General features: G+C 49.4%; 7 protein-coding genes. 6 read left to right on the top strand and 1 reads right to left on the bottom strand.

All coding sequences use genetic code 11. From position 1 onward, the window contains the following. Nucleotides 1-8 precede the first annotated feature (8 nt). A complete protein-coding gene (locus H6F93_RS19375) occupies nt 9-599 on the bottom strand; it encodes a cytochrome b (RefSeq protein WP_190684089.1) in 591 nt (196 codons plus the stop codon). 317 nt (nt 600-916) lie between these two features. Here H6F93_RS19375 and H6F93_RS19370 point away from each other — a divergent pair, with 317 nt between their 5' ends. The 6 genes from H6F93_RS19370 to H6F93_RS19345 all read left to right on the top strand — a co-directional run bounded on the left by H6F93_RS19370 (nt 917) and on the right by H6F93_RS19345 (nt 12271). Further along, nucleotides 917-2851, top strand: coding sequence for a CASTOR/POLLUX-related putative ion channel (locus tag H6F93_RS19370; protein ID WP_190644427.1), 1935 nt, complete (start codon nt 917-919; stop codon nt 2849-2851). A 162-nt stretch (nt 2852-3013) separates the two neighbouring features. Beyond that, nucleotides 3014-7900 (top strand): PAS domain-containing protein, encoded by a 4887-nt coding sequence (locus tag H6F93_RS19365; protein ID WP_190684086.1) that lies wholly within the window; start codon nt 3014-3016, stop codon nt 7898-7900. Between the two features lie 131 nt (nt 7901-8031). After that, complete coding sequence (locus H6F93_RS19360) at nt 8032-8538, top strand: hypothetical protein (RefSeq protein WP_190644429.1); 507 nt, start codon at nt 8032-8034, stop codon at nt 8536-8538. Nucleotides 8539-8645: 107 nt separating this feature from the next. Beyond that, on the top strand, nt 8646-10001 hold the full coding sequence (locus H6F93_RS19355) for a PQQ-dependent sugar dehydrogenase (RefSeq protein WP_190684083.1): 1356 nt from the start codon (nt 8646-8648) through the stop codon (nt 9999-10001). A gap of 91 nt (nt 10002-10092) precedes the next feature. Then, complete coding sequence (locus tag H6F93_RS35340; RefSeq protein WP_190684079.1) at nt 10093-11040, top strand: EamA family transporter; 948 nt, start codon at nt 10093-10095, stop codon at nt 11038-11040. A 328-nt stretch (nt 11041-11368) separates the two neighbouring features. Continuing rightward, complete coding sequence (locus H6F93_RS19345) at nt 11369-12271, top strand: LPS biosynthesis glycosyltransferase (RefSeq protein ID WP_199313829.1); 903 nt, start codon at nt 11369-11371, stop codon at nt 12269-12271. Nucleotides 12272-12293: the final 22 nt, after the last annotated feature.

Below are 12293 nucleotides of genomic sequence, written 5' to 3'. Positions count from 1 at the left end.
CAGTAGGGCTAGTTAAGTGATGTTTTTTTCAAGGCTTTGCCTACTCGTCGCCAGAGCGATCGCACATACTTCTTCTGATCAACCAGGTGCAGCGCAACAAATCCTAGAAATGTGTACGCGATCCAGAAGTGTAGATCTCTTGCCAACTCTACAATAGCCGCCTTCTCAGGAAAAATGTCCGGTAGCGTCGCAATCCAGAAGAAAGGAACATTCCCGCTTTGATAAGAATTAGATAGAAGAAATCCACTCAGAGGAACTGCTAGCATAGACAGGTAAATTGCTGTGTGCAGCAGGAATGTGCGAATCCACTCACCTGTAAACTTGGGCAAGCGGCGCGTATACTTGCGCCACCAGACGCGCTGCAAAATAAAGATTCGCCAAGTTAGCAATGCCATTGTTAATGCACCAACTGACTTGTGCAAGGTGTAAGCGTTGTCCTGCAGGGCTGTATCTTCTGGTAGCCGTACCATTCCAAACCCTCCAACCCATAGCAACAAATAGCCACTTGCCATGATCCAGTGAATTGACCATAGCTGTTTGAAAGCTGAAGTTAATCTGGGTTTAGCTACCGCTTTTTGAGGCACTAATTGAGAACTCATCGGAAATCTCCTGCATTTCAATGACGTTTTTGCTCTGTCATTCAATATCCGAGAGTTCCATAAATTCACAATAAACCGTTGATAAAAACTTTTTTATAAATCTGACAAACAACGTTGTCTTCTGCACAAATCACTTTTTACAGCCGTTTTCATTTTTAATCATTATGTGCAAGCTGCAAGATTACAAAGCAAGTTGCAAGATTACAAACTTTCAACAATTTCCTTGACTACATGAAGATTGGAATTGAATCGGGCATACTACCCTATGCCTCTGATATCTTAGAGCACTCAGCGACACATCGTTTCCCGCTTCTCCCATGCAAAAACCGATCTACAGCCCTCAAGAAATTCGCAGCACCCGCTACAGCACCCTTGCCAACCTATTGCGCTACAGGTTTGACAACTTCATGGCTAAGGGTACTGTCGCCTTAGTCAGTGGATTGGCACTAGTTTCTTTCGTGTTTATCTTGCTGATGGCAGTTCTGGTCAATCTGTCTGGAATTGCACCAGAAGATGGCGATCGCCTCAGTTTGCCAGAAGCTGTGTGGGGGGTGCTGATGCGAACGCTCGACTCAGGTACGGTCGGCGGCGATACGGGCTGGGTGTTTCGCCTGACTATGCTATTTGTCACTTTTGGCGGCATCTTTGTAGTGAGTACCCTCATTGGTCTACTCAGTAGTGGAATTGATGCAAAGTTAGAAGACCTCCGCCAGGGTCGCTCACGGGTAATCGAAACCGATCACATTGTGATTTTGGGCTGGTCGCTCCAGGTTTTTACCCTAATCTCTGAGTTAGCTCTGGCAAATGCCAACCGACCCGATACTTGCATTGTTATCCTCAGTGAAGCAGACAAAGTGGAAATGGAAACGGCACTTCAGAGTACCTTAGGGAGACTGCCTCGAATTCGGCTAGTTTGCCGCACTGGCAACCCCAGTAATATGGCTGACCTGGGAATCGTGAACATTCAAACTGCGCGCTCTATCATTATCCTGAATTCTGCTCAAGATCATGCAGATGCCCAGTTAGTGAAGACACTATTAGCGATTACTAATATTCCGCGATCGCACTCTCAGCCTTATCACATTGTTGCTCAGGTCCAGACCGCTAAAACCCTGGATGTGATCAACATCATTGGGCAAAGCGAAGTAGAAACATTATTAACGAATGACCTAATCTCGCGTATCGTCGTACAAACCTGTCGGCAATCAGGATTGTCTGTGGTTTATATGGATCTGCTTGATTTTAGCGGGAATGAGATCTACTTTAAAACGGAGCCTGCACTACAGGGAAAGACGTATGGTCATGCGCTTCTGTCTTACAATGACTCCACTGTAATTGGGATTCAGCGCGTTGATGGAGCGATTCAACTCAATCCGCCCATTCATACCCCTATCCAAGCAGGGGAACAAATTATCTTAATTAGTGAAGATGACGACACCATTCACTTATCAAATCTCGCTGATACGTTAATTGATTCCCAAGCTATTCGGGCAGCAAAACAAGCTTTAGCCAGAGCCGAACACACTTTGATTTTGGGCTGGAACGATCGCGTTTGCATGATCATTCAGCAGCTCGATCAGTATGTTGCGTCTGGTTCTACTGTGACGGTCGTAGCTGAGTTTCCAGATGCCGAAGTCGATTTGTCAGAAGAAACACTTAAACTACAGAATCAAACGGTGCGCTATCAACAGGGCGATCCAGCCGATCGAGAAGTGCTAGAAAGCCTCAATTTAACCGAATACAATCATGCTGTTGTTCTATGCAATCCAAGCTTGGAGGTTGAGCAAGCAGATGCCCAAACTCTGGTAACACTGCTGCATTTGCGGGATATTTCCGATCGCCATCACCATAACTTTCAGGTAGTCACCGAAATTCTGGATGTAAGAAATCAAGCGCTCGCTCAAGTTGCTCGTCCAGATGATTTTGTCATCAGTGAGCAGCTCATCAGTTTGATGCTGGCGCAAGTGTCTGAACAGAAGAACATTAATGCTGTACTGAGCGACTTATTCAGCCCAGAAGGATCGGAGATTTACCTCAAACCCGTCGCGGACTATGTTGAGATCGATCGCCCCGTTAACTTCTATACGATTGTTGAGTCTGCTAAAAAACGAGGAGAGTCAGCGATCGGGTATCGGTGCAAAGCGGATGCCAATAACCTGGCGAGATCTTATGGCGTTGTGATTAATCCATCCAAAAATCAGCTTGTCGAGTTTAAGCCTCAGGACGCGATCATTCTGTTGGCTGAGTCTTAAAGTGACAGTCAGTTATGAGCTGCTAGACACTACAGATCTCGGTTCTAGAGGATGCTTTTATTCAACTCCAGCTGAATAAAAGCATCTTCCTAAAGACAGATTCTCTTTCCCAATAAACTCGGTTTGAATGAAGATCCGTTTACGCATACGGACTGCTGCTCCATGAAACGCGATGCGACTGGTAAGTTTGTCAACAATTGGGCTTCAGAGACTAAGCAACGAATTAGCATTTCTCTCACCAGTACAGCGTGGCGATCGCTCGATCAGGCAGCTCACAAGCAAGGAATATCGCGCTCTGAGGTGATTGAGCACTTTGCTCGTAGCCTCCAGGATGAGCATTCTACCGATTTCAGTGAGAGTAGTGCTCAGATCACTTTGCTGCAAAATCAAATCCTGGAGCAGCAGCATGAAATTGCCACCTTGCAGCATCAGAAGCAAGAATTAGAGGCGCTTTTAGAAGATACTCCAAAGGCAGACAAAGCAACAGAGCACAAGGTCGCGATAATTCTGGAAAGCATTACGGATGCCTTTGTTGCCTTTGATCGGGCCTGGCGCTACACCTATGTGAATCAGGCAGCAGCTCAACTTCTGCACACAACACCAGAAGAACTGATTGGCAAACACGTTTGGAACGACGTTTTTCCTGAATTGGTAGGTGGAGTCGCCTACCAAGCCATGCATCGGGCAGTCGCAGAACAAGTTCTTGTTACATGGGAAGAATTTGGTGAATCAATTCAACGTTGGATAGAAGCCAGTGCTTATCCTTCGGCAGAGGGGGTAGCCGTTTATTTTCGGGATGTGACGGAACGCAAGCAAGCAACGGAAGCACTGGAGAACCAGCAGAAATGGTTAGAAGCGGTGCTGAATTTAATGCCAACGCCGATGGTGTTTATTGAACCGGGAACGGCAAAAGTCACCTTCTCCAATCGAATTGCAAACCAGTTGGCAGGGGGTGATTTACCCAAAAACAAATCCCTGGATGAGTATGTTGATACCTATTACTGCACCGATGCGAATGGCGATCGCATTCCCACAGAACGAATGCCTGCGGTGCTGATCGCCCAGGGAGAACGGCTAGAGAACTACGAGATGAACTGGTATACCCCCGGCGGCATTCGCTCAACCCTGTGCTGGGGAGAAACGCTGCCCGCCATGCATGGACATCCTGCGGTCGGCATTGGCATGTTTCAGGATGTGACTCGCCTTAAGCAAATCGAGGAAGACCTACGGCAGACCGAAGAACGGTTACAGCTTGCTCTTACGTCGGCCCAAATGGTTGCCTGGGATAGGGATTTAAGAACGAACCAGGTTGTATGTTCTCCTAATGGGGCAGAGGTTTGGGGCGTTCACATTGGGACAGCAGAAGATTTCATGGCGGTGATTCATCCAGAAGATCAGCAACAGATTGTGCAGGCGGCTGAACGGGCACTTGCGGGTGACCAGTCCTATGTTCAAGAGTATCGGGTGATTGGTCCAGATGGAGTGCATCGCTGGATCAAGAGCCAGGGACGTGTTTATCTGGATGAGGCTGGGCGCGGTATTCGTATGAGTGGTGTTTCACTCAATATTACTGAGCGCAAGCAGATTGAAGCCGAGCGCGATCGCCTGCTAAAGCAAGAACAAACTGCCCGACGATTAGCCGAAAATGAACGTCAGCGGTTGAGAGACATTCTCATGCAAGTCCCCGCCATGTTTGCAGTGTTGTCAGGGCCTGAGCACGTCTTTGAGTTGGCTAACTCCACCTTTCTTACCGTTTCTGGACGTAGTGAAGACATTATTGGCAAAACGGCACGAGAAGCCTTTCCCGAAATGGAAGGTCAGGGCTATTTTGAGATTCATGATCGTGTCTATCAAACTGGGGAGATTGTTCAAGGAGATGAGTACCTGTCTTGTTGGGATACAGATGGTAGCGGCAATTTAGTTGAAGGAGTTTTCAATTTTGTTTTTCTGCCGCTGAGAAATATTGACGGTCACATCGACAGTATTTTGATTCATGGAATCGAAGTCACGGCCCAAGTACAAGCCCGTCAGCAGGCAGAAGCCTTACTCGAAGAGCTTCAGCGAAAGGAACGTCAGCAGCAATTTTTGATTGAACTGAATGATGCCATTCGCACTATTCAGGACTCGAAGGATATTATGTGGCGGGTTGTGAGCGCTACAGGGCAACACTTTAATGTCACTCGTTCTACTTACGGTGAGATTGATCCTACTCAAGAATATGTGATTGTTGATCGCGATTACTGTAACGGGGTGAACAGCATTGTTGGCAGACACCACATGAATTCGTTTGGTTCTGAAATTGTGGTCGAGCTGAAGCAGGGTAAAACCATTGTGGTCGAGGATGTCGATCGCGATCCTCGCACGGCCGGAGTTGGAGCGGCGGCTTTTGATGCAATTCAAACCAAGTCTGTTCTGTGTGTTCCCCTGGTTAAATCAGGGCAATTTGTGGCGCTGCTGGCGTTGCATCATGCAGTTCCTCGCCATTGGACCGAAGAAGAGGTGGCAATGCTGGAGCGAACCGCTGAAAAAACCTGGTTAGCCGTGGAGCGATCGCGAGCAGAAGCAGAATTGCGGGAAAGTGAAGCTCGTCTGCAACTCTCACTCAAACTTGGACGGATGGGCACCTGGGACTGGGATATACAGCCAGGTACAATTGCTTGGTCAGCAGGGCATTTCACCATACTAGGTCTACAGCCTTGTGAGTGTGAACCGAGCTACGAGATTTGGGCAAGTCGAGTTCATCCTGACGACCTGGCAGAAACGGAAGCAAAGCTTCAGCAGGCGATGCAGGAGCAAAGCGAGTACCATCACGAATATCGCCTACGCTGGTCAGATGGCTCGATTCACTGGGTCGAAGCAAGAGGGTTGTTTTCCTACGACACGCAAGGACATCCTAAGCACTCAATTGGTGTTGTGATTGACATAACGGAGCGCAAGCAAGTTGAACAGGAACGAGAACAATTGCTTGAGCGTGAACGCATTGCCCGATCGCAGGCAGAAGAGGCTCAACATCAACTGGCAACCATCTTTGAAACATCTCCAATTGGACTTGCATGGTTAGACGGTGAGCAGCGATATGTTGCCATTAATGAAGCGTTAGCTGAAATCAATGGATTAACCCGCGAACAACACTTGGGTTGTTCAATTGCAGATATTTTTGGTGAGTTCGAGCCTACATTAGTTGAGGTCTTCCATCGGATCTACACGACGGGAGAGCCTTTTATCTCGCCAAATCTCGCACTAAATGTACCCGCACGAGGCGATCGCCGTCCTGGTTATTACAACGTTCACTATTTACCAACGGTCAACTCAAACAATCAGGTCGAAGGGGTCCTCGTATATGTTGTTGATGTGACAGAGCGCGTCAGGTTAGAGCTTGCCCAACAGTTTCTCTCTGAGGCAAGTGCGGTCCTGGCGTCTTCCCTGGATTATCAGACCACGTTGGAGCAAGTTGCACAGCTTACCGTACCGAAATTAGCAGATTGGTGTACCGTTCACACGGTTGAAGAAGATGGCTCGATTGACCAGATTGCGGTTGCTCACATCGACCCCGCTAAGCTGGAATGGGCTTATCAGATTCGGGACAAATATCCGTTAGACCCCAATTCTCCTCGTGGGGCTGCTTTCACTCTGCGAACTGGACAGCCCGATTTTGTGCCGGAGATCCCCGATGAGCTGCTAGTGCAGGCGGCTCATGACCCAGAGCATTTAGAAATTCTGCGACAGGTTGGCTTTAGTTCTGTGATGACGGTGCCTCTACGAACTCAGTCCTGGACGATAGGAGTAATTTCCTTCATTGCTGCTGAGTCTGGACGGCAGTACACCTCAGTCGATTTGCAGTTGGCAGAGGAATTAGCTCGTCGCGCTTCTTTGGCAATCGAGAATGCTCAGCTCTATCAGGTAGCCCAACAGGATCGGGCCAAAGCAGAAGCCGCTAACCGCGTCAAAGATGAGTTTTTGGCGGTGCTGTCCCATGAATTGCGATCGCCACTCAATCCCATTCTGGGCTGGACGAAAATCCTACGCAATAGACAATTAGACGCAACCAAAACCGAACAGGCTCTAGAAACAATTGAACGCAACGCCAAGCTACAGGCGCAACTCGTTGAAGACTTGTTGGATATCTCCCGTATCCTACAAGGAAAGATGGTCTTAAACACGGCATCTGTGAATCTGGCTACCATCATTCAATCTGCTTTGGAAACGGTCCGTTTAGCAGCCGAAGCAAAACAGATACAAATTCAAACCATATTGAATCCCGTTTCAGGCACCGTTTCGGGTGATGCAAATCGGCTTCAGCAAATAGTTTGGAACCTTCTCTCTAACGCGGTGAAATTCACGGCACCGGGAGGGCGCGTGGAGGTCAAGTTAGAGCAAGTTGGCGCATCTGCTCAGATTCAAGTTAAAGACACTGGAAAAGGGATCAAGCCGGAGTTTCTTCCTCACGTGTTTGACTACTTCCGCCAAGAGGACGGCACCACAACCCGACAATTTGGTGGACTCGGATTGGGATTGGCGATCGTGCGTCAACTCACCGAACTGCACGGCGGAACGGTTTGGGCAGAGAGTCCAGGACAAGATTTGGGAGCAACCTTTACCGTCCAACTGCCACTCAATATCGTCAGTCAGGTGCGATCCACTCAGGATGAGCCTTTAGCAGCACCAACAGACTTGTCCCATATTCAAATATTGGTGGTAGATGATGATGCCGATATGCGAGAGTTGGTGTCCTTTGTTCTCAGCCAGTCTGGGGCACAAGTGACCACTGCCGCTTCCGCTATCCAGGCGTTGACCCTCCTCAACCAGTCTGTGCCTGACCTGCTGCTCTGTGATGTTGGGATGCCAGAGATGGATGGTTATGCCCTGATTCGACAAATTAGGAAATGGGCACCTGAGCAAGGCGGCACCCTTCCCGCGATCGCCCTGACTGCCTACGCTGGAGAACTGGATCGGCAGCAGGCAATCGCCGCAGGATTCCAACTTCACCTTTCAAAACCTGTGGAGCCAAAAGAATTAATCCGGGCGATCAGGTCATTAAGCGTGATTTGAGATGCAGAGGTAAGGTTTGAGAACTCTATGGCTCGCCTGTTTCCTTTGGCGATTACATTTCTGATTCCCCAAAAGTTAATCCATCCTTGTAGGCTAGAAAAGCTGCTTTTTTGTTTAACGGTGTTTGATTCATGCAAAAGACTAATGCCTTCGCCATTCTTGCCCCCGTTCCAGAAAGGCACTTGATTTCAGGGTTAGAGGCGATCGCCACGCAACTTGATTCTGACGACTTGCCGCCTGACCATTCGCCCAAAGTTGCCTTTGGCAGCATGGACTTCGAGGTGTTGGGCGAAGTCGAAAAGCTGCGGAATGGAAAGGCGATCGAAGTCTTCATCTATGCCTCCGATGCCCAAGGCGATCAACCCCTAAACCCAGAAGTGACCTGGCGGGGACTGTATGTGGGCTATGTCGGCTCTCGTCGCGGTCGCTATCCGGGTAAATCGATTTATCGTCCCCCGTCCACTGCAACTGACGCTCCAACCTGGGCAGTGTTCTGGGAGGTGCAAGAGTTAGAGCAGCTTAAGCAGGCAGTTCCCATCGGCAACTTGCGAGGAAAGAACAAGAAAACCAACTATCAGGCTCGATTTATTCCAGAAGGACCCGTTCTGATTGAATATCCTGCAATTCGTCAGCGTTAACTCACAAGGCGATCGCAATTCTGAAACCGCTGAAATTTGTTATTACGAAGAAAGATCATGCACCAGAGTGTGTTCACGATGTTTCGCTGTAATAGGAACCTTCTGCGATGAGTCCCTTACGTTTTTTGATGGTGGCGATCGCGCTGGCGATCGCTGCTTGCACTCAAACTCAAGCAACCCTGGAGCAAGAAACAACCTCCGCTCAATCTACATCTCAACCTGCCGAAATGGAATCTGCTGAAACTGAGGTCCCTCAAGCACCTCAACCGCAAAACCTGATTCCGACTGAACCCTTAACGCCCACGCCCATTCGCATTACTCCGGCTGACCTGCCCGAACCCTACGCCAGTCAAAGCGCTTCTCAGCGGCCCAACGTCGTACCCATTCCTGAGAATCCGTCCTTGCAGGTCCCCGAAGGGTTTACGGTCAACGTTTTTGCTGAAGGGCTAAATGAACCGCGCTGGCTAGCTTTAACGCCTTCCGGTGACGTGTTGGTGACAGAAACCCCAGACAACCGCATTCGCCTGTTGCGAGACACCAACGACGATGGCGCAGCCGATGTCAACCAAACCTTTGCTGAAGCCGCAAACGGGTTGAACATTCCCTTTGGTATGGCGTTTGCCGATGGCTTTTTCTTTTTAGGCAACTCTGCCGAAGTCCGCCGCTATCCCTATACTGAAGGGCAGCAGCAGCTTACTGGTTCCGGCGAAAAAATTGCCGACCTCCCCGGTGGTGGCTACAACCAGCACTGGACACGCAACGTAGTCACATCTCCTGATGGTCAGCAGCTTTACGTGTCCGTCGGCTCTCGTTCTAACGCCGATCGCGAACCGCTGCCCCGCGCCTCTGTGCAAGTGATGAATCTGGACGGCTCAAACCCACAAACCTTTGCCTACGGGCTGCGGAACCCCGTTGGTTTAGACTTTCATCCCGAAACTGGCGAACTTTACACCACGGTGAATGAGCGGGATGGTCTGGGGGATGATTTGGTGCCGGACTACTTCACCCGAATTCAGCAAGGGGATTTTTATGGCTGGCCCTATGCTTACTTCAGCCCTGACCGACTTGATCCTCGTCAAACTTCTGGTGGGCAAAGCATCAACCCAGAACTAGCAGCCCAAACCAAAGCCCCTGATGTCCTATTTCAGGCACATTCAGCCGCTCTGGGGGTACAGTTTTACGACGGTGAGACCTTCCCCGAACGCTATCGCAATGGCGCGTTTGTTGCTTTCCGTGGCTCTTGGAATCGCAGCGCTGGCACAGGCTACAAAATTGTGTTTGTGCCGTTTGAGAATGGTCGCCCAACCGGAGAATACGAAGATTTTGTCACCGGGTTTCTGACCGATCCATCTGGCCCAACCACTTGGGGTCGTCCAGTCGGGGTACTCGTACTGCCCGATGGTAGCTTCCTGTTCACAGAAGAACCGAATGGACGGATATATCGGGTTCAGTATCAGGGATAGGGCGGAATGGATAGGGAGAAGTAATTCATGACTCCTTCTCCCTATCCACTCCCCAACCTTTAAGATCAAGCTGTCCCTAACCTAAATTGCTGTGTTCGGTTTTTTAATTGTTTTACTCGCTTCCTTCTTTTTCTGTTTTCAGAATGTCATCGTCAGGGTTCTCTTCAACCAACACGCTGTTTTAGGGGTGTTTCAAACGGGTGGATTTGTTACGCCAAATCTGCAAAATTCGTTTTTGCTGATGTTTATGCGAATGGTATTGGTGGTGCCGTTGATGGCATTTCTAGTACCCAAGCTGCATCCGCCAGCCTGGAGAGAACTCCGTCAGTTGTGGCAGGTAGAACAACGATCGCTTCTGGGGCAATCCTTCCTCGCAGGACTTCTCATGTTTCTCTATCTGGCGTTGCTTTACGTCTCGATTGGGGTAATTCCCGCCGGGATCGCACTAACGCTGTTTTTTACCTATCCCGTGTTTACGGCGCTGTTTTCCTGGCGCTGGTTTGGCGATCGCCCGTCCCTTCTGCGTTGGAGCATTATGGGATTTGTCCTGTTGGGCAGCTTTTTGACCCTTCCCCATGTCAGCCCCAGCAGCACCAGTGGCAGTTGGCTGGGCATCATCACGGGCATCGCCTCTGGAATCGCTTACGCTCTTTATACCGTCGTTGCCCAGAAGAGTTTTGAAAAACTGCATCCCTTTCCTTTCACCTGGATTAGCTTTGCCACCACATTAGTTTTGTCGGCAGCCTGTTTGCTGGTTTGGCAGATCCATGAGGCTCAGCTTCCGTGGCTGGCTTTATGGATTGGAGGATTGCTCTCCGCTATTTTTACCTTTGCTGGACATTTGCTCAACAATCTCGGAATTCGTCTGATTGGAGCAACTACAGCCTCCATGATTGGCGCCAGCAACCCAGCGCTAACGGTTGCCCTGGCATGGCTGACGATTCAGGAAAGGTTGAATGTTGTGCAGATTTTGGGAGTGGCGATCGTCACCCTCAGTGTCGCTCTGCTCAGCCAGGAACGTCGATTTGTTAAGGGATAACTTGATTCACGAACCAAACTCGATTGTATTTTTTGGGTGAAGTTAGGGCAGTTCAGTTGCGATTTGTGTAAAAGTCGTGCCAGCATTTCTACGTATCTGTCGGCTATGGAAAACTTATGCTTTCAGTTAAATTTATCTAGTCATGGTGCGAAGCAGCACGGATAATTCGTTTTGCTGTTCGTTTCAACCCAAACCGTAAAATTTATATAAATTAAGTTCTAAATATACAATTAGTTTAGGGTTTTTACTTAGACTAAAACTTTAAGCTTTCGATCAACTTTTACTAAGGTGTAGCTTTTGAGTCGTTTCGTAAAGGGCAAGGCGGGCAATGGTGAGTACTGAGCAGGCTAAGGCTGATGAGTTAGCGACTGATTCTCAAAATCAGCAGAACCCTGGCGCGCTTCGATTAGTTGACCAGATTAGCAAGGTTCTGATTATTGCCTACCGCGAATCGACTCAGGTGCTTGAAGCAGCCCTTGTCAAAGAGGGGTTTGAATGTGAAGTGGTGAGGCAGGTTGACCGCGAAGAGCTACGCGGCTCATCGCCCAGCTATCTCTGCATGCTTAACCATCAGCGGGCTTGGCAACAGGCATCCGAGGCAGAGCAACCCACTCTGATTGTTGAAGCAGATTTTGTGCCAGTTGAAGGCATGGGCAAGCTGCCAGTGCCCTACGAGCCAGATGACCAAAATATGGGAATTACCTGGTTGTACACCTGTGCTCCGCAGATCTATAGCGTTTCTGAGCGTGGCTATGCGCGCGGCTTTTCGACTGCGATGGTGGCTTACATTCTCACACCTCGAAGTGCGGGCGCGTTAGTCGAGATGGTCGAGGAAATTCGCGCAACTAGTGGGGCAAACGCTTACACGACTTGGGATTCACAGGTTGAAGGATTTTTGCGGGCAAGGCGGTTTAGGAACTATATTCCTTTCCGCAATTATGGCGAACATGGCGGACGACCCAATCCAGAACATCGGCAGAATGGGCTGAGTGCTGTACATCGAGCGGATGTACTGTATGGCAAGCTGGCGTTTTTGCCGCCCTACGCAGTTCAGGAAGATGGGAAGGGCAACCAGCTTCAGCTTGTGACCGCGAGACTGCAAGCCCGCCTTAAAGGAATTGCGCGACTGGCGCGGGGGCGTTTCCTGCGGTTTAAGATCGTTCGCACGTCAAGCGTCCCAAGTCGGCTAATTGGGTTTGCGCTACGCAGACAGCTTTCACCTTGGCTCTAACAATTCTTCGAGGGAAAGCCTT

Source organism: Leptolyngbya sp. FACHB-671, from assembly GCF_014695745.1.
GTDB lineage: Bacteria > Cyanobacteriota > Cyanobacteriia > Elainellales > Elainellaceae > JAAUTN01.
Note: the sequence above shows the minus strand (reverse complement) of the source record. Positions and strands in the feature narration are given on the sequence as shown.